The organism is Paenibacillus sp. NPDC057967, assembly GCF_042887015.1.
In the GTDB taxonomy this organism is placed as follows: Bacteria; Bacillota; Bacilli; order Paenibacillales; family Paenibacillaceae; genus Pristimantibacillus.
The window spans coordinates 269,339-292,879 of record NZ_JBHVQB010000007.1 but is presented as its reverse complement, the minus strand read 5'-3'; the positions used below and the strand labels follow the sequence as shown (position 1 = coordinate 292,879).

17 protein-coding genes and 1 pseudogene are annotated in these 23,541 nt (G+C 40.7%); 15 read left to right on the top strand and 3 right to left on the bottom strand.

Annotated elements, in window-relative coordinates; genetic code table 11:
• The first annotated feature begins 110 nt into the window (after positions 1-110).
• Complete coding sequence (locus tag ACFVSO_RS19755) at positions 111-1,328, top strand: alpha-D-ribose 1-methylphosphonate 5-triphosphate diphosphatase (protein WP_387476727.1); 1,218 nt, start codon at positions 111-113, stop codon at positions 1,326-1,328.
• Here ACFVSO_RS19755 and sspI read toward each other — a convergent pair.
• Complete coding sequence (gene sspI / locus ACFVSO_RS19750; protein ID WP_387476725.1) at positions 1,325-1,561, bottom strand: small acid-soluble spore protein SspI; 237 nt, start codon at positions 1,559-1,561, stop codon at positions 1,325-1,327. The genes ACFVSO_RS19755 and sspI overlap by 4 nt on opposite strands.
• Before the next feature lie 138 nt (positions 1,562-1,699).
• Between sspI and ACFVSO_RS19745 the strand changes: the two genes are divergently transcribed.
• Entirely contained in the window at positions 1,700-2,503 is an 804-nt protein-coding gene (locus tag ACFVSO_RS19745) for a TrmH family RNA methyltransferase (RefSeq protein ID WP_387476723.1), read from the top strand.
• Positions 2,504-2,518: 15 nt separating this feature from the next.
• On the opposite strand, the gene ACFVSO_RS19740 is transcribed toward ACFVSO_RS19745, so the two are convergent.
• On the bottom strand, positions 2,519-2,740 hold the full coding sequence (locus ACFVSO_RS19740; protein WP_387476721.1) for a hypothetical protein: 222 nt from the start codon (positions 2,738-2,740) through the stop codon (positions 2,519-2,521).
• A gap of 662 nt (positions 2,741-3,402) precedes the next feature.
• On the opposite strand from ACFVSO_RS19740, the gene ACFVSO_RS19735 reads away from it, so the two are divergent.
• The 9 genes from ACFVSO_RS19735 to ACFVSO_RS19695 all read left to right on the top strand — a co-directional run bounded on the left by ACFVSO_RS19735 (position 3,403) and on the right by ACFVSO_RS19695 (position 16,361).
• A complete protein-coding gene (locus tag ACFVSO_RS19735; protein WP_387476719.1) occupies positions 3,403-4,611 on the top strand; it encodes a hypothetical protein in 1,209 nt (402 codons plus the stop codon).
• Between the two features lie 460 nt (positions 4,612-5,071).
• Positions 5,072-6,019: an abortive infection family protein gene (locus tag ACFVSO_RS19730; protein ID WP_387476717.1), complete on the top strand. Its 948-nt coding sequence runs from the start codon at positions 5,072-5,074 to the stop codon at positions 6,017-6,019.
• Between the two features lie 302 nt (positions 6,020-6,321).
• A complete protein-coding gene (locus tag ACFVSO_RS19725; protein WP_387476715.1) occupies positions 6,322-7,575 on the top strand; it encodes a TnsD family Tn7-like transposition protein in 1,254 nt (417 codons plus the stop codon).
• 300 nt (positions 7,576-7,875) lie between these two features.
• A complete protein-coding gene (locus tag ACFVSO_RS19720) occupies positions 7,876-9,087 on the top strand; it encodes a hypothetical protein (protein WP_387476713.1) in 1,212 nt (403 codons plus the stop codon).
• A gap of 685 nt (positions 9,088-9,772) precedes the next feature.
• A complete protein-coding gene (locus tag ACFVSO_RS19715) occupies positions 9,773-11,656 on the top strand; it encodes a KAP family P-loop NTPase fold protein (RefSeq protein WP_387476711.1) in 1,884 nt (627 codons plus the stop codon).
• A 13-nt stretch (positions 11,657-11,669) separates the two neighbouring features.
• A complete protein-coding gene (locus ACFVSO_RS19710; protein ID WP_387476709.1) occupies positions 11,670-12,380 on the top strand; it encodes a hypothetical protein in 711 nt (236 codons plus the stop codon).
• On the top strand, positions 12,377-13,783 hold the full coding sequence (gene qatC / locus ACFVSO_RS19705; protein WP_387476707.1) for a Qat anti-phage system QueC-like protein QatC: 1,407 nt from the start codon (positions 12,377-12,379) through the stop codon (positions 13,781-13,783). Before ACFVSO_RS19710 ends, qatC begins: the two co-directional genes overlap by 4 nt.
• On the top strand, positions 13,767-14,507 hold the full coding sequence (locus ACFVSO_RS19700; protein WP_387476705.1) for a TatD family hydrolase: 741 nt from the start codon (positions 13,767-13,769) through the stop codon (positions 14,505-14,507). Before qatC ends, ACFVSO_RS19700 begins: the two co-directional genes overlap by 17 nt.
• A gap of 21 nt (positions 14,508-14,528) precedes the next feature.
• Positions 14,529-16,361 carry a hypothetical protein gene (locus ACFVSO_RS19695; RefSeq protein ID WP_387476703.1) on the top strand — a complete coding sequence of 611 codons (1,833 nt, stop codon included), beginning with the start codon at positions 14,529-14,531 and terminating at the stop codon, positions 16,359-16,361.
• Between the two features lie 790 nt (positions 16,362-17,151).
• Here ACFVSO_RS19695 and ACFVSO_RS19690 read toward each other — a convergent pair.
• Positions 17,152-18,108 (bottom strand): iron-hydroxamate ABC transporter substrate-binding protein, encoded by a 957-nt coding sequence (locus tag ACFVSO_RS19690; protein ID WP_387476701.1) that lies wholly within the window; start codon positions 18,106-18,108, stop codon positions 17,152-17,154.
• Between the two features lie 457 nt (positions 18,109-18,565).
• Here ACFVSO_RS19690 and ACFVSO_RS19685 point away from each other — a divergent pair, with 457 nt between their 5' ends.
• The 4 genes and pseudogenes from ACFVSO_RS19685 to ACFVSO_RS28855 all read left to right on the top strand — a co-directional run bounded on the left by ACFVSO_RS19685 (position 18,566) and on the right by ACFVSO_RS28855 (position 23,487).
• Entirely contained in the window at positions 18,566-20,476 is a 1,911-nt protein-coding gene (locus ACFVSO_RS19685; RefSeq protein ID WP_387476699.1) for a glycosyl hydrolase family 8, read from the top strand.
• Positions 20,477-20,576: 100 nt separating this feature from the next.
• Positions 20,577-21,590: a LacI family DNA-binding transcriptional regulator gene (locus tag ACFVSO_RS19680; RefSeq protein WP_387476697.1), complete on the top strand. Its 1,014-nt coding sequence runs from the start codon at positions 20,577-20,579 to the stop codon at positions 21,588-21,590.
• A 76-nt stretch (positions 21,591-21,666) separates the two neighbouring features.
• Positions 21,667-22,956: pseudogene (locus ACFVSO_RS19675) on the top strand (family 8 glycosyl hydrolase); the annotation flags it as partial.
• Between the two features lie 30 nt (positions 22,957-22,986).
• Complete coding sequence (locus ACFVSO_RS28855) at positions 22,987-23,487, top strand: CBM96 family carbohydrate-binding protein (RefSeq protein WP_483875071.1); 501 nt, start codon at positions 22,987-22,989, stop codon at positions 23,485-23,487.
• Positions 23,488-23,541 lie beyond the last annotated feature (54 nt).

Genomic DNA, 23,541 nt, shown 5'->3' with positions numbered 1-23,541 from the left:
TTGCGGTTTTTTTATGCGGATAGAAGGGTATAGGATGGATTGATTTTGCATGGGATAAATACTATGATATGCTAAAATTAACATTTTCTTTAAATAAGGAGCGAAGTCCCATGCTTAGGCCTTCTCATCCCGGAAGTTCATGTCCAGGCGGCAAATTGCTGATTGCAGATGGCAATGTCGTCCTGCAAGACCGGATTATTCAGGCTTCGATTGCCGTGGAGAATGGACGAATTGCGGCGATTATTGAAGAGAAAGACAAGAAGCACTGGTTCGAACACTGGAATGGGGATGCGGCGGTTCTGCAAGCGGTCGGGAGATACGTGATGCCTGGAATGATTGATATTCACTGTGATGCGATTGAGAAGGAAGTGCAGCCGAGACCGAATACGCTGTTTCCGCTCGATATGGCATTTCTGGAATTTGAGCGCAAGCTGCCTGTTCATGGCATTACGACGATGTATCATTCCTTGTCGCTGGGAGTCGGTCTTAGCTTGAGAGGCGATCATTTGCTGACGGAGATGGTGGAGCTGATTCACCGATACAGCCAACAGCGGTCCATGATTCGCAATCGCGTGCATCTGCGCTATGAAGTCACGCACCGGGATGGTCTGCCGATGATCGAACGATTCATAGAAGAGGGCAAGATTCATTATTTATCGTTCATGAACCATTCTCCGGGTCAAGGTCAATACCGCAAGCCGGGATCATTCGAGGCTTATGTGATGAAAAATCAGGGTGTAAGCATCGAAGAGGTCCGGCAAATTGTCGATGATTTGATGGAGAAGCAGCAAAGCGTAGACTGGAACCAATTGCGGAAGCTAAGCCAATTGGCCATAGAAAAAGGGATGGCTATCGCTTCTCATGATGATGATACCTTGGAGAAGGTCGATGATAACCGGAGTTATGGCGTATCCGTAAGCGAATTCCCGATTACGATGGAAGTCGCGATATACGGCATGGAGCAAGGAATGTCCGTTTGTGTAGGAGCTCCCAATGTCGTAAGGGGAGGCTCGCATGATCACAATCTAAGTGCCTCGGAGGCGATCCGATCAGGAGCGGCAGCCATCTTATGCTCTGACTACCACCCCTCATCCATGCTTGCTGCCCTGTTCAAATTAGCGGATGAGCACATAACAGATCTTCCTGGCGCAGTGCGTATGGCAACGCTGCATCCTGCTGAGGCGCTAGGCGCCAGCGACCAGCTTGGATCGATTGAAAAGGGCAAATTCGCCGACCTCATTGTAGTCGACCGGTTCCAAGGAATGCCTTGGGTCACTGATGCGATCGTGGACGGCGTACATGTATATGCTGCGGATGTCAGATATTAGGACGGAGACGGATTGCCTGCATCCACTTGATGAAGATGGCGATGGAGCGACTCGACCATCTGGTTTTGCTCCGAGGAGCTTGATTCCTTCCAGATCATCTCGAACAACACGCCTAGTCCGGGTAAAGCCCTCTCGTCGTGATCGACGGAATCGACAATAACCTCGGTAAGCTGCTCTTTGGTGTTATCGTGGACGCGATTGACAATCGCTTGGCGAAGATCGATGATTTGCAAGATGTTGTACCTCCTAAGGTTCAAAATTGTGCAATCTTACTATGCCCAGCAACGGAGAAAGGCATCCGTGGCGCAGGTTATGGTATACTGTACCTACGAAATGAACGATGGAAGGTCAGGTTATTTTCGATGCGCGAGATGAATCATATATACATTGGCTCACCACAGAATGACAAGGTCAAGCATTGGGCTTCCTTGATGGTAAAGAAAAATCGTGACCGCGAGGGTCAATTTATTATTGAAGGCGTGCATCTCATACAAGAGGCCGTTAAGTCTGAGGCGGCAGTCCTGCAAATTGTCTATGATGAAGAGCGCGGCATGCCTGCCGAGCTTGAGGTCATGGCTTTGACGGATAAGTCAAATGCGGAATGGATCAGTGCGTCCCGAGCTGTGATGGGGAAGTGTACCGGCACGGATACGCCTCCTCCGGTATTTGCCGTGCTTCGCAAGCCGGACATGCCGATGAACAAGCTATTCGGCTCCACAAGTTTGGTCATTGCGCTGGATGGGGTCCGTGATCCCGGCAATGTCGGGACCATAATTCGCAGCGCAGATGCCGCTGGCGCGGATGCGGTTGTGCTGGGGCAGGGCTGTGTCGATCTCTATAATCCGAAGACGGTTCGCTCGACGATGGGTTCGCTATTCCATCTTCCCATTATTCAAGGCGACCTGACGGAGATGCTTCCGCAAGCAAGAGCGGCTGGGGCGAAAGCGATCGGCACCAGCTTGCAAGCCGATCATAGCTGCTACGGTTACGACTGGCGCCAGCCGACATGGCTGCTGATGGGCAGCGAGTCCGAGGGTTTGTCCCCGGAAGTACGGGCGCTCGTCGACGAATCGGTCATCATCCCGATGGAGGGCGGCGCGGAGTCGCTTAACGTCGCAATGGCGACAACGGTACTGCTGTTCGAGGCTTTGCGGCAGCGGAAGTTTAACAAATAAAAAATTCCTGTCCAATTATATTTTTACTGTCTCTAACAAAAATACTGTCCCCAAACCACCAAAGACTGGAACCTGGTTGACGATTGCCCCAACCATTGTTCCAGTCTTTTTCTCTTTCCTTGAAGCAAATTTCATCACCACAGCAGGGATTTTCCATACAAATCCTGAATAGGTAATCAGGCAGAAACCCAGGCTAATCAAGGCTTTTGAGGAATTTAAAGTAGTCGATTCAGGCATTTACTCAGGCATTTCCCAGGCTCTTACCCAGATGTTGATCCCTTCTTTACTCAGGTATCTCTTTGCCCCTTCATGGACACGAATTATTAGTCGTTTTCGTTCACATTTGAACCAGTTTCCTTCCAGTTTTCAGGTCTTTTTCTCAGCGTCTTTGGGACAGGAATTTTTATCCCAGAATTGGCGTTGAGACCTTGTGGGGTAAGGGATTGGGGCGTGTTGTGGGGATGGTGATTTGGGGACAGTTATTTTTAATCTTCTACAAAGTAGCGGCTTTATGGAGGAAGAAACAGGGCGTTATTTGCGAGGCACTTATCCAGTTTAAAAGGTAACGATATTGCTGATTAATTTTGCTCTATATACACGACTTTATAGGAATCAAGAATCATCTAATCCAAGAACGATCATAGCAATAACAAATAGGCTAAACTGAGGAAAGTGAGATTAAGGAAATTTGAGAACGGAAAGACTTAATCGACACTGGTGCGCTGAATTTGGGAAAGTAAAGATATAGTGATGCGGGAGATACTTAGACAAGCACGAAAAGTTATGGATAAATTTGTGAAGTGAGAGGACTGAGTGGTTTGAGAGAAATAAATATCTTAGAGTTTAAAGATCATTTAGTGACTAACAGATGTGCCTTTCTATGTGGGAACGGATTTAGTATGAATTTTGACAGTGATTTTGGGAATATTTACGATAGGTTGTATAATTCACATAAAGAGCTGATGCGTTACTCAGAATACGAGGTGTTTTCAAATAAAAATTTCGAAAAAAAATGTAAGGATAATTATAATAGTGTCATGCGGTTTTTAAGAAATATAACTGAGCGCAACTTCTACAGTATTTTTGATGATGCATTGATTTTTGCAGATTCAATTAATAATAATAAACAGCTAATCGAGGAACTGTGGGGAAAAAATAAAATTACACGACTCGTTTTTGGGTTGTCCCAAATTGACATCGTGAATCAAATATGCACTATTGGGAGAAACAAAGGGCAGAAGTATATAAATATAGAACACTGGACAATTCTTATATATTTCTATTTCACCATAAAGACTTTAGCTCCCCAGTATTACGAATTCCCTTCAAATAATTTGTTTCTAACAATTTTAAATATTGGGGACAAGAGTAATACTGTTTTGTTGCCCCAAAAAGAAGAGGTTAACGAGAAACTTTTATTCAACGGGTTTACTACGTATTATAGAATGCTATTTTCGACAGCTATATTTTCAAAGGGAAAAGCATTGGATTTCGAGTTATTGGGTAACTCTGCTAATCTTGATTTGGATAAAATAAAGGGGTTTTTAATGGAGTTCAAATCTTTATGTTCACTTAACTATGATAATATTATGGAGAGTATAGTCGATAATCCTGTTGATCATTTTCATGGTGAATTTGTTAAGGACAGAAAGGAGTATGTGTACTCACAGAGTCTCCGACTTAAATATGACAAAGCATATGTAAGTTTTTCGGATCTCATGATTGGTGACTACTTTACTTTTAAGACGCTAATACCTGCAATAAACCATTTATCCAAAGGAAATATAAACAAAGAGACGTTGACATTTTCAAGAAGAATGGATGATCTGATAGAAAAAAGTTCAGTAAACAGTTTTGTTATTTTTGGTATGAACATCGAGAACGACCAGCACGTTTTAAGAAATCTAATGTTATCTTTCTATAACGCAAACCAAAAGAAGCCGCATATTATTTACTGTTATTTCAATTCTGAAGAAAAGGAAGAATTTATAAAGCAGTTTAGTGCTGTCATTACTTTTAGCCAAGAAGTAAGTGCTTATGCCCACAAAATAGAAGTAAGTTATATTAGGACTCAAGATATCTTGAAAGAGTATTTCTATAAGGGTTAGTAAGGCTCCTCCAAGATGCGACCCATTTTCTTTGGAATCTACATTCTTTTTAGAATGCTTATAAAAGACGAGCGTAAGCCGATGAACTTCAGGTATCTACGCCTGATTTGTGCTCGGCTTTTTCTCACTATTTTTACTAAAACCTGTCTTTTTATTGATTTATTTCCCAGACCTTTCCCCGCATCCTCTACATTAAGAATGCCGCAAAACGCTCACATTCTCAGGCTTTTTCCAAGTTGTTTCCTCGACGTATTTCCCTGGTTTTTTACCCGATTCATTTCTTCCTAAGCCCTGTACGATCCTAATGCTTTTTTAAGATTTCACGTCAAACTTATTTTGCTTTTTTCGGCTCTGATTTTGTTCGATTTTTTATGTTCTTCTCGGACATTTGTTGGTCTCAGTGACAAACTTATTTTGCTCTTGGGAATTGGGAAGCGATGAGGAATCGATAGGAAGCCTCTTGGGACGTGAAATAATGGGTATTTGGAGGGGGAGGGGCTCAGATAGATGGTTTCTTGAAGATGTGAAGAAAATATCTAAGTTATTTAACTTACGCCATGATAGAATTGGAATTAGAAAAGTGAAAACTTGTGGAAGAATAGGAGGATATATGGTCAAGCTTTCTGGCAAGGAAATCAATACTGTGCTCTCATACATAGGTGGGACAGGTGGCTATTTAGGCGATTTTACATATGCCAGCCATTCACAATTTTATCCAATGTTTTGTGGGTTGGATATTGATCCGTATAAGTACGAAGGAACAACGAGACAAAAATTTATGAAGATCCTTAGTGAAGCAACTCCATTATCCCAAGCGAAAATATTACAAGGGATAGTAGATAAATATCCATTAACTTTTTTTGAGAATCATTTGGAAAATGAAATTATAAGCGTCTCCGAATATGAAAACAAAAAACGAATTCTAGATAGCATAATGAGTTGGATTTATCAATTACATGGACAAGGTTTAGTTGAAATCAATGAGCTGGTTTATAACTTCGAGTTTGTTCAAGATACGCTTGATCAGTGTCAAACACTTATTTCCCAACATAATTGTAGGAGTGCTATTGATCGAGCACATACTGCGTTACATGGTTACTTGAAGGAAACATGCAAAAAAGCTGATTTACAGATTCAGGTGAGTAATCCAAAGATACAAGATTATTGGAGTAAGCTAAAGCAAGAGCATCCGTTATTTCTAATTGAACACAGCCAGAGTCATTTACCAATCAATCAAATTGTTAATGCAATAGCCAAAATGCTTGAGAGCTTAAATGAAATCCGAAACAACAGGTCTTTTTCTCATCCAAATGAAGAAATTATAAAGGAACCCGAAGCTAAATTTGTAATTAACTTATTTCGTAGTATTCTTCAATATGTAGACCAGAAGGTATCGACGTATAATTAGTCAAAGATATCGTGTCACGGGTGGGTTGTTTAATTATTCAATAACATGGGTTTTACCTATCAAAAGATGAAAAGTAACAATCCCTCTTATTATCGAGTTAAGATCCTTATGGTAGAAATTTGGAGCTGTACTCTCATGATCATGATGAAAGAGCAATTTCCCATCTTTCGAAACCCAATCGTACCAATAGCCCTTATTGAGATAGCATGGTGTCGTCGATAAAAATCATAATTGGTTTGATGTCATCAGCCATACAGCCACATGTTCGATTCCAATACTATGTATTCTGCAATCAATTAGATATGGAGAGACATGGTGAATACTATTGGAGACGAATTAATCAAATCCCAGGCGTTCGAATTTGCATTAAACATGGCATTTGGCTTACTAAAAGCTCTGTTCCGACGAGAGAAAGAACGAAGCATGTTTTTACATCTCCGACACAAGATAATTGCTCTGATCATTCTGTTCAAGAGATTGCTGACAAAGAAATGTTAAGTCAATACAGTTGCATCGTGAACAACATTGAGAAGTTGCTTAATTTCAAATATTCCCATCATCCACTGGAGTGGTTCTACAATCACTACAAGGCTAAATTGATACGGAAAGGCTATGCCTCTGAAAAGGGAAGAGTTGATTACAAACGTCTGAGAGTGGACTTTGTTAATTTTTACGGAGTCGAACTGCTGGAGATTCTCCAGTCATCAGCAAACGATGAAAGCAGTTGGCTAAAGCAAATCTTCCAGAAGCATCGGAAGGGATTCCATCCTGTTCGTCATCTGCTGGTCATGCAATTTTTAGGACTGACACTGGACGAATTATTTATTAACGAACCATCGGATTTGTTAGATAGTCATGCGAGTAAAGCATCTCTGCCAAAGAGAAAAATAATGAAGAAAACAATGACTGAAGAATATAGAGATCAAGCAAAAGGGGAGAGGCGAGAGACATGGTTACAAATGCGAAGCCAGTATCCCCATTTAGGCAGATTAGAACTGGGGAAGCTCAATCCCAAAGTATATGCTTGGCTCTATTTATATGACCGAGAGTTCCTTATGAATCACATGCCCGAAAAGTTGCCACCGAAGGCTGGTTCTATGCGTCACGACTGGGAAATTAGGGATCAGGAGATTTATGACCAGGTAGCTGTTATTGTTCAGCAGTTTATGAGTGAAGAAGGGAAGCCTCACCGCATTACTTTGGAAAGAATACAAAAGATCATGGGTAGCAAATGTTTAATGCCTAAGCATTTAAAGAAGATGCCGCGTTCTCGAACCTTTCTTGAGCAGGTGGTAGAAGATACTGAAGCGTTTCAAAAACGAAGAGTATTGAGGGCAATCGGGGAATTGAAGTCGAACGATGAATCACTAACTTTGAATAGGATTAAATTGAAGGCTGGAGTCAGTAGAATTCCAGAGGAATGTTTGTATGACCTTAATAAGATTTCCTTTAATTTCAATATTAGTTTAGGTAGTCGTTTTTTCCTACAAACAGCCCATAGAAATAACGAGCTGAACACTGAGCCGACGAATTTCAGGAATCCCCCTGAGTATTGATCGGCTTTTTGTGCAAATTCTATGTTTCTCCGAACTGTGATTCGGTATTCATTTCACTTTATATCGGAGACCAAATCTCTAATTTATGGTGAAAAGATACCTTTTCCGAATAAACTTGTGTGGGATTGGATCAGGACTTTCATAAAAATCTTAACGGTTCAAGCTGGTTAGGGTTGAAAATTGAAATAAATGTGCTCTAATCGTAACTGTGGTAGTTTTTTTATAAAGTAAAGAACCAAATAATGATTAGAATTTGTATTAGTTCGCTGAAAAAATTGAATTTCGTGGAGGAGAGTAACGTTGGAAAATAATAAAAAAAAATTATTTCTATATATTGATGAAAGCATTTTTAGTCATGATGGGAAAGATTATTACGCTGTTGGGATGTTGATTATTGAGCATGAAGTGAGTAATGATATCATTGAAAAGGCATTAACGGAACTAAAAAATGATCCTGATATTCATGAGGAAAATACAAAAGTGTCGGACAAAAGGACATTAGCACGAGGATATTTCCATGCGACTGACGATAGTAAGAATGCTCATAGCCATTTATGCAGTGTAATTAGTAAACAGCTAAATGCTAAAGTCAGCTACGTTGTATTAAAACCACATGAAGATAACGCCAACTTAACTGTAGAACAGAAACATCGGATCAATACAGAATTAGTTAGTTTAATAACAACTGAATTCGTAAGGGAAATAAAAATCGTTATCGAACATAGAGCAAGCTTTTCAAATTCTAATGCTCGACTGTTTTATGAAAACTTGTACGAGGTCATTGATGCATCAACTTACACTCATCCCTGGCTATCGGCCCAGTATCCTAAAATAGATATTGAGGTTGTGGGTAAAGAGAATTCTGGTGTTCAAGTAATTGATTTTATTATATGGGCTTTAAATAATGACTACAGCAAAAATAAAAAGAAGGGTAAGTGGGTTGATTATCTATCGCTTCAACTGATGATGAAATATGATCAACCAGATGGGGATTTGGCTGGCGGAGAATACTCTTTGGGTAAAACAATGAGAGAAGAACATGACTTTTCACTATTAAATCCGTATCCCGATCAAGCTTTTCCATTAGAAGATGATTTTTTCGATATTATTTCTTTTGAGATGATTTACTTGGTTGCAGAACAATTGTTGAACAAAAACCACAGAGATGGATTACCTGAACATGCGATTCATTTTGAACATGAATTAAATGATTTAGTAGCTCAGTTGCAAGATGTAGATATAACTACTGAAGTAATCAAAAAGGTTGCAAAACTATTTATACGATTGTTTGATACTATACCTATTTATTCAGAACTAAGGAAAGACGTAGATTACAAAACGTTTAAATTGTTACTTCACGTTAGAAGGTGTATGGGGTTAGTTATAAATGGAGAGATACATGGTGTACCTGCTGTGGAGGTGTTTAGAGAGATAAGATTAGGATTGAAAGAAGAGCAAGGGCAGGATTTTATTAAAGAACCCGACATCGAGCAACTAACCGACTTATTTTAAAAGTTACTATAAAAATTGAATAATAGAACAAACTAAGTGGTAATAAATTTAACCGAGCTGGATACAGTTTGATTTCTGTTACCGCTCGATTTGTTCTACTTAAAACATAACAAATAAAACTCGGTCAAAACGCTAATGGAAGTGCAAAATGTCAGTCAAGAATCAACATTTCGTACCAAGGCGATATTAATAAACTTTGCAATTGAGAATTAGATATGGGTTTTTTGATAAAATTTTAAAAATATAAACCTGCATTAGAAATGCGTTACATCTGAAAATTATTTCGACTTGATACTTGCTGACTTTACTTGTGATATTGATTAATTATTCAACTATTTTATAAGCCGAACTGTTTCCAATCATTTTCCATTGGATTCAATCGGCTTTTTTATTTGCATACAAATTTACCTATTTTTGAATGTGAATAAAATCAAGAGATGAAAATTAACAATTCTCCCAATACGTTCAGCTCTATTTTTGTTTTGAATATACAAATCAAGTTGATATTTATGCCGAAAAGGATCGTTTTCGGAAATTTTAAGTACATTATACCTATCCTTTTGGAGGACATTTGTACCATTTGTCGAATCAATAAGAATGGTGGAGCTTTTTGTATCTTTTGGGTATTGATTGAATTTTGAGATGCGTAGAAATGAATCCTTCTAATGAGAAAAGAGGATGTTTTATGTGGGCAGATAATGCTTCCAAGATCGATATGCTTTCTTTTGAACCCTATGCTGAATTATTACATGAGATGGCATTAAGTGAGAGAGTAAATCCACTGACTATTGGGTTGTTTGGGAATTGGGGAAGTGGGAAATCTACTGTTTTAAATTTAATTGAGAAGAAAATAGAAATCGAAAAAAATGAAAAGCTTGCTTCAATTTCTGTGAATGCTTGGATGTTTGAAGGTTATGATGATGCAAAAACGGCATTAATGGAAGTGATTTTGACAACCTTAGAAGAAAATACAAATGTGCGAGAAAAAGTAAGTAGTGAACTCAAGACGTTAAAAGATCGGGTGGATTGGTTTAGGTTAGGCGGTCATGTTCTGAAAAAGGGAACACCCTTGCTTTTAAGTGCGGCTTTCGGTAATCCAATTCCTATTTTATTAGAAGGTGTAAATGCGTTAATTCCTAAGAATGCGAGTCAAACGGAAGAAAAGATTACTCAACTGCTTGAAATGAAAGAATTTTTAAAGGAGGTTCCAGAAAATAATATTGTACAGAATATCAGAAAATTTCGTGAAGAATTTGAACAAATGATGAAAAAGTCTGGTTTGGAAAATCTCATTATTATTATTGATGATTTAGACCGATGTAGTCCAGAACGCATAATTGAGACTATAGAAGCAATAAAATTATTTTTATCAGTTAAGAGAACAACGTTTATCATAGCAATTGATGAAGATGTTATGAGTTATGCGATACAAAGAAAATATCCCAAAGTAGATGAAGCTACACTTGATATTTCAAAAGATTACATAGAGAAGATAGTTCAGTTGCCTATCAAAATACCTGAATTATCAGATATTGAAGTTAAAAATTATTTGTTACTACTGGTTTGCGAAATGTTTTTAAATGAGACTTATTTAGATCAATTACTACGTGGACTAAAAGATAGAAAGGTTTTTGTGAAAGGAGAGATTATTAGCCAACAAGAGATTCGCTCGATATTAGAGCGAGAAGTTAGTATTTCCCAAATATTTTTTAAAGCGGGTTACAGCAAAGAAGATTTTGAGCTACAGTTAGACATTTTTGGCAGAGTAGCAGATGTTATTTCGGGTACATTGAAAGGAAACCCACGGCAAGCAAAACGTTTTTTAAACACATTTTATATAAGAAAGAAGCTTTCTGAAATTCAAAATCTTGAACTTGATTTAGGAATGCTGGCCAAGTTGATGGTTTTAGAATATACCAATGTTGATCTGTTTAGAGAATTATATTCTTGGCATGTTAAAAATGAAGGGATTCCTGAAGAACTTAGCCCTTTAGAAAAGTATTCTATTGATCCAGGAACAGAAAACATTCAGGAGTTGAAACAGCGTTATAGCAGTGCATGGTTTCAACCGATTGTTCAACAGTGGTTAATCGTAGAACCTACCCTATTGTCTGAGAAAGATTTAAGACAATATTTTTACTTAGCAAAAGATTCAATTAAAGAAAAGAATATCTCAACTTTGAACTTGACAGCTGAGGAGAGAAAATGGATCAGTGATATATGTGCAGAAGGATTGCACGATACATTAAGAAAGCAACATATTGAAGCTTTCAATCGCGCAAACATCGAACATTCAAAAGTTATAAAAGGTATTATCGCTAAGTATCAAACTAATAAAGAATTCATTCTGAAAATATTAGTTCAAATTTATGTTCTTTTTCCAAACCACAGAGACGAACTTTTGAAAGAATTCAAAAAACTGCGAAAAGTAGATATTTCTCCAGCAACTATATTGTTATTTAATTTAGTTAAGAAGGAAAATGATTTGCATTATAACGAATTGAAAGCATACTTTATCGGGGAGAAAATTGTAGAAGATAGCTTTTGGAGTGGAATAATCAGAGACTAAGTGGGGGAGTACAATGGGAACATCAAAAGGATACTTGCCACCAACAGGACATTTATGGAGTGAAAGCAAAAGAGCTATTTCCAGTATGAATAGAAATGGTTATAGTAGTGCTTCTATAGGAAAGGCAGTCTCAAGTTTTTCAAAAGCAAGCAAAGTAAATAGAAATCAAGGGAATTCAGAAATTTCAAGATCAAGCTCTAAAGTTTTGAATTTTTCTGGTCTTGTTAGAAGTATTGGGTTAGACCAAGCACTCGATCAAGTTGGTTTAGGTCATTTGAAAGGGCAAAGCCCACAAAAAGTTTTCGAAGGGTTAATTGATTATTTTTCCGAAGGAACAGATTCCCTTCAACAATCGATTGCTGATCAGGCTATGCAAGAATATATGGCAGAAATGATGGGGAGTGTACGAAGCAAAGAAGAACTTGATGATGCTTTTGCTAAATTAGAGACTGATTTGTTTATACAAGATTTTTTAACAAAATATGTTCAGGTATCATTCTTCACAAATTTTGCCGAAAAAATCAACGCTCTTTGTAAAGATATTGGACAAGCTTTGAAAATGCAGGGGAGAATTAAGGAGTTCATTAGGCTTGAAATTGCAAGTAATTATACACGAGATGGTATGAAGAATATGGATTGGAGAGGGAGAGAAGGAAGAGAGTATATTGAACGAAAGTGTGAAGATGTATGGGGAATTTTTGAACGGTGGGGTGATTCCGAATGAGTGATGTATGGATTGTGAAAAATGAACAACAAGTAGAGGCTCAAGGTATAACATTTAATCTGTCCTCTAAAAATAACAAGTCTAATATTAAGTCAGACATAGAGAACTTGTGGCGAATGTTTAGTTTGGAGAATGTATCTCCAATTATTGAGGATTTTTTAATAATTGGAATGGCAATCTTCACGGTTGATAAAAAGATATCCAGAAAGCTCTCTGAAGATGGATGGAGCAGAGAGTTAAACGTAAATATCCCCGTATTAGAGATTCAGAAATGGCTAACCGTAAAAACTAAACTGGAGAGAACACTGTCTTTTTTAAGTGGGGATATTTGGAACATATCTTTCTATTCTACGGTAGAGAGATTCAGAGGCGAAAAGATTAATAATCAGTATAGTGTTAAAAATAAAAATTCCTTTGATTGTGTATCATTATTTTCGGGAGGATTGGATTCATTTTGCGGTGCTTTAACGCTAATGGAAGAAAAGAAAAATCCACTTTTCTTGGGTTTTAAAGAATACTCGTTACTCATTAGAAGGCAACAATCACTTTTCAAAGAAATTCAAGAAGCTTATAAACAGCAGAATTCGGACTTTGTTCAATTTGGTGTTACTCCAAGTAAGCCTTTAAATATAAATAAAAGTGTTGCTGGTGAAAGTACAAGTAGAAGCAGATCATTCTTGTTTATTACAGGCGCAGTCGCAGTTGCTTCAATCATTGGAGAAAATACCCCAGTGTATATACCTGAAAATGGATTTATTGGCATAAATGTACCATTAACACAAAGTAGAAGTGGAAGTTGTAGTACCAGAACAACCCACCCATTTTTTCTGAAATTGCTAAATGAGGTTCTCATTGAAGTTGGAGTTACTACTCAAGTGACCAATGTCTATTCGTCAATGACAAAAGGCGAAATTGTGGAGAGACATCAAAATAATCCCGTCTTCCGAGAGAACTATAAGGCTACTTTATCTTGTTCTCATCCATGTCATGGCAGATATGATGGAGAGAGTCCACCTGTAAACTGTGGTTATTGTTATCCTTGCCTCATACGTAGGGCATCGCTAATTTCTAATGAGTTTTTTGAGGATCAGTATAATCCAAACTATGAGTTGAATAGAAGCTTTATTGAGAAGAATCAAAAACTTGATGGCAAAGCAAGTGATCTAAAAGCTGTTTTATTTACGATAAAAAGGTATGTAGAAAATAGAAATGATCAATTATATATAAGAAGGCTACTTCGCATTCAAGGACCATTAACAAGTGAGGAATTAGATTCATACGAGAGAGTTTACAGAGAATCTTTAAGAGAGATTCTACAAATGATTGATTACGAAGAAGCAACTAATGGCGGAGGATTAAAAAAATATATGGACCTAAAGGAAAGTTATGAAGAACTTTGTTGATTTTCATGTTCATATTGATTATTACCAAAATTATAAAAGGATCTATGATTTCTATAATGATCAAAAAATCTACGCTTTATTTGTGACAAATTTTCCAGAAGTCTTTAAAAAAGCTAAAGACACTTTTCAAGAATCAAAATATGTGAAATTAGCATTAGGTTATCATCCAGAAATGATCAACATTCGACCATTCAAGCAAAAGGATTTTGATGAATATCTCGATGAGACCAAGTATATAGGTGAAGTCGGACTGGACTTTTCCAAAGATCATATTAAGAATCGGGATGAGCAAACCAGAATTTTTCGCCACATTTGTCGCAAAGCCGCTGATAAGAATAAAATAATGTCCGTTCATTCACGTAATGCGGGAATGGATGTATTAGCAAGTTTAAAGGAGTTTGGAGTTAAGCATGCTGTTTTCCATTGGTATACAGGAAGCATAAAGAATCTACAGGAAGTTATTGAATCACGTTATTATCTATCTCTAAATCCCTCAATGTTAAGGACAAAAAAAGGAAAGGAGATAATTCAAAGTATACCTTTAAGATACATTTTAATTGAGACCGATGGACCGTATAGCAAATATAATAATCGTCAGACTGTGCCAGAAGATATTCCTTCAATATATCGTGATTTTGAACACTTCTTAGGAATTGAAAATTTACGGGAGATTGTTTATGAAAATCTAAACAGATTGCTTATGGCTCAACAAAAAAGTTTATAGTGAAATTGAGAGGGAACTCGAATGAATGATCAGAAACAAATTGAGAAAACAAAGTATTTTAATGAAAGGTTTCTCCAAATGTTAAGATCAAATGGTGACATCGAATTCAATAACTTCCCTATATGTGGTTTGCTTGAATTATCAAGACAATTTGTTTCAATGCCACCAGCGGTTCGTGAATTATCGGCAGAATATCTGAAAGGATCTATAACTCAAATTATTGAGCATTCCAGTCTTCTATTGAAATCAGCAAATTATATTCCTGTTAAAGAAATGAAACCTCTCTTTACAGCATTAACTTTAATAAATGAATTAAAAACAACAACATATATACCTAATCTGTTCGAGGTTCTTTCAAATTATAATAGTTACTTAGGCTTAATCAAAACTATACAGTACGTGATTAATAAGGGGATCAATGCAAAGGACTTCGACGAATATTCCTTTATCGATGAGCTTATTTGCTCTGTAGTTGAATATTTAGAGTACCGAGGCAATGCGATTGCTGAGGTCTATGCAATATGTAATAACTGGTTTAGGCAAGATCCTGTTAATACTCAAGAGGTCTTTAGAAAAATTATTATGCATCTCAAGGAAATTGGAAACCCAAATAATAATAAGCTGGCTTCGGTTAAATGCTCCATAACAATAGAAATTTCTGATTTAAACTTGAAAAACATAAGTAGTTTTGTGAGGAAAATTCTAAGAATGTATGAAGAGCAAAAGAGAATAAGCTTGTTTAGAAGCAGGAGATTGGGAAATAAAATTATTTTTTACTTCTCTTTAAATAAAATTGATGGATTATATGTTGATCGGGTGTTAAACGACTTGTCTGAAAAGCTACTGGCTTATGAAGAGAGAACCAGAGAGATTATTCAACCTGTTATTAGAAAAGACGGTAAGAAGATTTTTAAGGCGAATAATAAAAAAATAATTGATAGTGTAAAAATAAAACATTTCGATTCCCTTTGGAAATCTACAGATTTTAATGAGGTAAATAGTTATGTTTGCGATGAACTATTTAGATTAAACGAATGGGTACAAACGCTTAATAAGTCTAATGATAAAAGAACGTCCTTTCTAATTTTATGGAGCATTATGGAGTTTATGATGGTCCACTCTGTTCATGATAACAAAGTGGAATCAGTTTGCAGAAACTTCATTCCATATATGGGGTTGTTTTATTTTAGAAAAATCAATAAGACATTTTTCAAAAAATTAATTGCTTTGTATGGTGAGGACTACAAAGAATCATCAAAAGTTCTATTTGAGTATGTATCTTCTAAGTTGAATTCATCAGGAATCGATGTAAATAATTTGACCATCGCGGATCAATCGTGCATCTTCCTTCTGTATAAAAACTTCAAGAAGAAGTGGTGGGATGGTTTTTCATTTTCATTGGCGAGTAGTGAATTTGTTGAACGTCAAACTTTAAGGACATTTAGTCAATTTGAGCACGCAGGTAAATCTCTAATTCAACTTGAGCACATACTTAACAATGACATAAAGCAAATGTATCGATTAAGAAATATGTTGGCCCATAGTGGAGTCAATGATTCAAAAATTCTTGATAATACATACTCCCGATTAAAGTATTATGTTGAAACAATTATTAATGCTATTTCATATTCGTGGTTACATGATTCACAAACACCCAAAACTTTAATTGAAATAAACGATCATAAAAGGGTTGATTATAATCTTTATAAAAATAGCTTGAAATCAGTGATTGCAGTTACAAACTCCCAAGATAAACCGTTGGAATTGCTTAGAATAATGCGATTTAAAGGTACAACTGCGATACCACCGAACAGGTTTTCTTTTCTTGGGGGGCTTGAAATAAGTATTGACTAATTACGAATAATAAACTATAATCAAATTACTGAATAACTAACCTTGAGTTCAAGAGCTAATATTACATAGCTGACTAAGCAAGGAATCCCTGATTCCTCTTAGTAAAATAGGCTAATGTAAATTAAGCTCTTTTTTATTGTTTTCAGATCACAATCTACAGTTTTCTTCTATTTAACAAATAAAAAATTCCCGTCAAATTTCAAAATTACCTTCCCTAACTAAAAACAACTGTCCCCAAACCACCAAAGACTGGAACCTGGTTGCCGTTTTTCTCGGGCCACTTCTCCAGTCTTTTTCCCTTCCATTACATCACCACAGTAGGGATTTTCCATCCCAATCCCGATTAGGTAATCAAGCAGAAACCCAGTCTAATCAAGGCGTTTGGGGTAAGCAGAGACGGTTTTACTCAGGCATTTCCCAGGCTCTTGCCCAAGCGTTTTAAATGCCGATTCCTGCTTTTTCAGGCACTTCTCTATCCCTTCAGGGACACGAATTATTAGTCGTTTTCGTTCACGATTGAACCAGTTTCCTTCCAGTTTTCAGGACTTTTCTCTGCTTTTTGGGACAGGGTTTTTTATCTCAGAATTGGCGGTGAGACCTTGTGGGAGTAGGGTTGAAGGGAATGGGGGAAGTGGACAGGAATTTTTTCGTTTTTACAGGAAGTTTGGTTAACGTTAGCTGTGGCTGATTGAAGGCACAATGATCACCAATTATTCGTTTTAAAGAAACAAATTAAAAGACCGAGATTCGCTAAGCGATCTCGGTCTTTTTCACAAGTTTACACGAACCTTTACTTCAAAAACCCTTCTTCAAAAATCTTAAACAGATTATCAAGAGTAGTAGGGTCGCTATAAGAAGAAGCTTCTGTGTCGATCTCGATGACGTGGCCGTTCTTGACTGCAGGGATGTTCTTCCATGTCTCCAGCTCCATGAAGGAAACGTCAGCCTTCGAGTTGCGGCTCAGGATAATCCAATCGCCGGCATATTGGTCCAGCACCTCAGTTGATAGTGTGAACAAGCCGCTTTCAAGCGCGTCTTGTTTTACTTTTTCCGGCATATTCAGCCCCATCGCTTGGTACAGCAGCTCAGTTCCGCGGGCAAAGTTATTGCCGAATACATAGAACGTCTTGTTGTCGCCAACTTCGATTACCGATACGGTTGCGTCTTCGCCGATTTTCTCCTTAACCTTCTTGCCCAGTTCTTCAGCGCGTTTGGTGAAATCTTCGATCCAAGCCTGCGCTTCTTTTTCTTTATTGATAAGCTTGCCGACTTCCAGCTGCTGCGTCAGGTAATCGTTTTTGCCCCATGTATACACAACTGTAGGCGCGATCTCCTGCAATTTGCTGATGTTGTTCAGTTGAGCCCCGGCCAGAATCAGGTCCGGCTCCAGCTCCAGGATCTTCTCCAGGTTTGTATCAGACACAACAGCCGTATCTGTCAACATCTCTGTGAAGAGGGGATTGCCGTAAGTCCACTCGTCGACCCCGACGAGCTTAGCGCCGAGCGAGAGCAAATTTGGTGCGCTGGATAGCGCGACAATACGCTGCGGATTAGCAGGGACCTCTACCGGGCCAAGCTCAGATTGATAAGTAATCGTCCCGCTATTGCCGTTGTTGCCAGCATCGGGGGCTGTGGATTCACTCGCACTTGGGGACGGAGATGGATTGCTAGCGGTATTGTTGCTTCCGCAGGCGCTGATGATCAGCACCATCATAAGAATAAAAGGAGCAAGTAACTTTCGACTCATTGTTGGAACGCCAACCCTTCTGTAGATGTTGATGATGATAGTCATTCTCATTATATGCATAGGATATTAAATCACATTCCGAATCAGGTTGTCAAACAAAATCGCTTTACACAAACTTATCAATCTTTATTGGCGGGCCATAAATATAGCTATTAATGAAGCTATGAATGAATCAAATAATAAAGCTATTAATGAAGCTATTTTTGAATAGGATGATCGGAACAGCCCTGGCGCAGTGTTAAAAATAGCTCGTCTATTGTGCGTTTTGAACGAAAAGTTAAAACGCTTTAATTTTCTTATTGACTTTCAATTAGCACGATTTTACAATACGTATATAAGCGCTTTCATATCGAAGGGAGTGAGAGAAGCTCAGAAGCAAGGGAGTTAAGCACATCAAAAGTTAAAGCGCTTAAATTTTTAGTTCTCAACTATTTACTGAAAGGCAGTGATGAAGAACATGAAGATTCGTGATTCCTACAAGCCTTACTCACCTGTGGCGATTATCTCCATCATGGTGCTGGTCGTTGCCCTGGTCTTATCTCTTACCCTGGCACCGATTGGATATGCCGCAAGCGCTGCTAGCGGCTCGGGCGAGTCGGATAAGCCGCTTAGGCCCTTCCCCCAGCATATGAGCTATGCGGAAGGAAGCATCAAGCCGAGCCATGTGACCCAGAAGCAGATGGATGCCGAGGTTGCATTGCTGTACGACCAATACAAGCTGAAATACATCAAGAAAAACCCGTACGATAACAGCCAGTATTATATCTGGTACAACGACGGCGGCTGGAACGGGGATGCCATTACCGTATCTGAAGCACATGGCTATGGCATGATGATTACTGCGCTAATGGCGGGACATGATCCGGAAGCGAAAGGGATTTTCGACGGCATGTACCGGTTCTTCCGCGTACATCCGAGCGAGCTTCATCCTGACCTGATGGCATGGCAGCAGGCTGACCGCGATGGCGCAATCATCGACGTGAACGGCACCGACTCCGCTATCGACGGCGATATGGATATCGCTTACGCTTTGCTGCTTGCCGATAAGCAATGGGGCAGCGCAGGCGCGATTAACTACAAGGGTGAAGCGGTCAAAGTGATCAATGCGATCATGGAGAGCGAAGTTCATCCAGAGCACTTCCACCTGCAATTGGGTGACTGGGTTCCGATCTCTGACAGCGAGCCAAGCTTCAAGCCGGCTACTCGTCCTTCGGACTTCATGCTTCAGCATTTGAAGGAATTCTACAAAGCGACTGGCGACAAGCGCTGGCTGAATGTGCTTGAGACAACATACGGCATCGTTAATGATGTACACAAGACGTACAGCCCGAAAACGGGATTGCTGCCGGACTTCGTCTATCGCGATGCGGACGGCACATACAAGCCGGTATCGGAATTCAAGTGGACGACAGAAAGCGGGCACTTCCTGGAGTCGGAATTCGACGGCGCGTATAACTACAACTCTTGCCGCACGCCTTGGCGGATTGCGTCCGACTTCCTGCTGACGGGCGATAAGAGAGCGTATGATCAATTGTCTACGTTGAACACATTTGTATCTGAGAAGCATACCGCACCATATGAAGTATGGTCCGGCTATTCGCTTGACGGCAAGACGAAGCTGAGCGAGTGGGACGGCGGCCTTGAATTTACGGCTCCGCTCATGGTCAGCGCGATGATCGACAAGAGCAATCAGCAGTGGCTGAACGATCTGTGGGATTACCACACAGAGGAAGCCAACTCCGTTGCACTGGAATGGCGCTATTACTATGGCAACTCGATCCGCCTGCTTAGCATGATCGTAGTGTCTGGCAACTGGTGGTCGCCGACAGGCGTAGCTTCTACCGATATTGCAGGCCACGCGGCTGAAGCGGATATCGTAAAGTCGCTTGCAGAGGGCATCGTGAACGGTTACCCGAACGGCACATTCAAGCCGGATGAAGGCGTGTCCCGTGCTGAATTCTCCGTCATGCTGGCGAAGTCGCTGAAGCTGAATGGCAATGGAGCTGCGCTGACATTCGAAGACAAGGCAGCCATCGCGCCTTGGGCTAACCGCTATGTAGCACAGCTCGTAGAAGCGGGAATTGCGAATGGCCTCTTCGGAGCACAATTCCTGCCGTCGCAGAAGCTGACGAGAGCAGAAGCGGCCGTATTGCTGGCATCCGCGAGGAAGCTGGAGCTGTCGGCTGAATCTGCAGCAACGGGCTTCTCGGATGATGCTGCTATACCAGCTTGGGCCAAACCATCCATTCTGGCTCTTGGCGAAGCGGGCGCCCGGTTATTCCAGCCGCAATCGCAGCCGTTCGGACCGGATGCTGCGCTTACTCGCGCAGAAGCCATCACATTACTAAGGACGCTTGCGAGCGCCTAAGACATCGATTCGATCCGTGCCAGGCAGCGGTACTGCCAACTTCGCTCAAAATGTGATATCGTAAAGAGATACGCGGACTATCGCAAGGAGAGAAGCACGGATGAAAGTGAACATATTCGACGTGGCACGCAAGTCAGGACTATCGGTTGTGACGGTGTCACGGGTCATTAATAACGCGGGAACGGTGCGGGAGAAGAATCGGTTGAAGGTTCTTCATGCCATGAAGGAGCTGGGTTATTCTCCTAGCGCCGCTGCCCGCAGCCTGGCACGGGGTAAAACAGGGGTTATCGGCATTGCGATCATGACGCTGAACGACTCCTTCCTCGATGCCGTAGTGAAGGAAATCAATGATAAGATGGCCGAGCATCACTACTTGCTGGCGCTCTTCATCTCGCAAGAAGATGAAAATGATATGCATAATGCTATATTTCAAGAGGATCGGGTAGACGGCATGATCGTGCTGTCCCCGATTAACGAAGAGAGATATGAGCAAGAATTGACGCGCAAAAATATCCCTTACGTCCTCGTCGACAATCAGCAGGAGAATTCCCTCGCGCCGTCTGTGCAAGTGGACAATTTCCGCGGCGGCTACGAGGCGACGAGACATCTGATTGATCTTGGACATATCTCCATCGCTCATATATGCGGTTCCGATTCGTTCCTAAGCAGCAAAGAGAGGGTTCGCGGCTACAAGGAAGCTATGAAGGAAGCGGGACTTGAACCCCGGATTGAGCAAGGCAACTTCGATATTCCGTCGGGATACGAGATTGCGGAGCGCTGGATCAAGTCGGGAAGTCTTCCGACGGCTGTCTTTGCCGGGGATGATATGATGGCATTCGGCGTGATGGACGCGCTGAAGAACAACGGCCTCCGTATACCGGATGATGTATCAGTCGTCGGGTATGACGACCAGTTGTTCGCGACTCAGCTTCGTCCATTGCTAACAACCGTACGCCAGCCCGTCGAATCGATCGGCGCACAAGCGATCGAGCTGCTGCTCAAGCAGATCGGGAGCAAGGAAGAGCATCAACATGATGCGGTGGAGCATATCAAGCTTCAACCGGAATTGATCGTCAGAGAATCTACGAGAAGGCTGATTCACACTGGGCAGTAAGGAATAGCATAGCGATGAGCAAGGCTTGCTCGATTTCTTCTCTTCAAGTCTCATAAAAACCGTTGGAGGTGTCGTGATGAACACGAATCTGGCTAATTGCGGGAAAGACTTGAAAAAAGGTAAGACAATGAGGAAAGTCATGATGATAAGCCTTGTAATGGCTTTGCTCATGACTTTAATGAAAACGCAATCATTGCTAGTAGATACAGCATATGGAGCGGGTGAGCTGCGCCCTTTCCCACAGCAAGTTTCCTATTCCGGCATTATTAAGCCCAATCATGTAACCCAGGCAGCTATGAATGCGTCGGTCGCATCCTACTATGACTATTGGAAAGGGAAGTACCTGAAAAACAATCTTGCCTCTTTGCCGGGCGGCTACTATGTCAAGGGTGAGATTACAGGCAGCTCAGGCGGCTTCGTACCGCTTGGCACTTCCGAGGGACAGGGCTACGGCATGATTATTACCGCGCTGATGGCCGGTCATGATGCCAATGCCAAAACGATCTATGACGGATTGTTCAAGACAGCAAGAGCTTTCAAAAGCTCTGTTAACTCCAATCTGATGGGCTGGGTCGTAGCCGACCATGTGAATGCACAGGGCAATTTCAGTTCGGCAACGGATGGCGATCTGGATATTGCGTACTCGCTTATTTTGGCCCATAACCAATGGGGATCGGGCGGTACGATCAATTACTTGCAAGAAGCGACCAAGATGATCAATGCGATCAAATCGAGCAACGTAACGAACAACAATCGTCTGAATTTGGGAGACTGGGATTCCAAGACAACTCACAATTCCAGACCTTCGGACTGGATGATGAGCCATCTGCGCGCTTTCTACGATGTGACTGGGGACAATACGTGGCTGAATGTCATCAATGCGCTCTACACGGCTTATTCCCAAGTGAGCAATACGTATGCGCCGACTACGGGACTAATCTCCGACTTTATCATTAACAGTCCTGCTCAGCCTGCTCCGGAATGGTTCCTGAACGAGTTCCAGCAGACCAACCAATATTACTACAATGCAGCCAGAGTACCGCTCAGAATGGTCATGGACTATGCCATGTACGGCGAGACGCGCGGCAAGACAATCGTGGATAAAATGTCGACCTGGATAAAAGGCGCAACAAGCAATAATCCAACTAATGTAAAGGCGGGTTACTCGCTTAGCGGCACGGCGCTTAACACGTACAGCTCCGCTGTATTCACTTCTCCATTCATCTCCGGAGCTACAGCTAGCAGCGGCAATCAGGCATGGGTGAATGCAGGCTGGGATTATATGAAAAATGCGAAGTCCAGCTATTTCAGCGACTCGTACAATATGCTTAACCTGCTCTACATCTCAGGCAACTGGTGGAAGCCTACTGCGCAGGGCGGCGGCTCGACCAGCGGCGTGACCTTGCCTGTCGTATCGGACACGTATGTAAGAGGCGGCACGTACAGCACGATCAATTACAGCACGGAAACCTCGATGACTGTGAAGAAGAACGATCCGAATCTCTCTTTTGCAAGACAAGGCTATTTGAAGTTTATCAAATCTTCGGTGACCGGTCCGATTACTTCGGCCAAGATCAGGCTGTATGTGGAGAGCGTGCATAGCAATGCAACCTCTGTGCCGATTCGGGCATTCGGCATCAATAACAACACTTGGTCTGAAGCTTCGATCACCTTTGCGAATCAGCCGACAGAAGCAGGCGTATCCCAAGGTTCGGCTACGGCAACCGGAACGGCCGGCTACATCTACCTGGATGTAACTTCTTTCGTCAATTCGCAATCGAGCGACACCGTTTCGTTCCGTATAGTGGGGATTGATCATGATGCCGGAGCGGTTCTGGCGACCAAAGAAAACTCCACTGCATCCAAACGTCCGGTTCTCCTTATTAATGGAGGCTAAGAGCTGGCATCACGTTTGCCAGCATGCAGCACTCCCCCTTTACAACATCTCTAT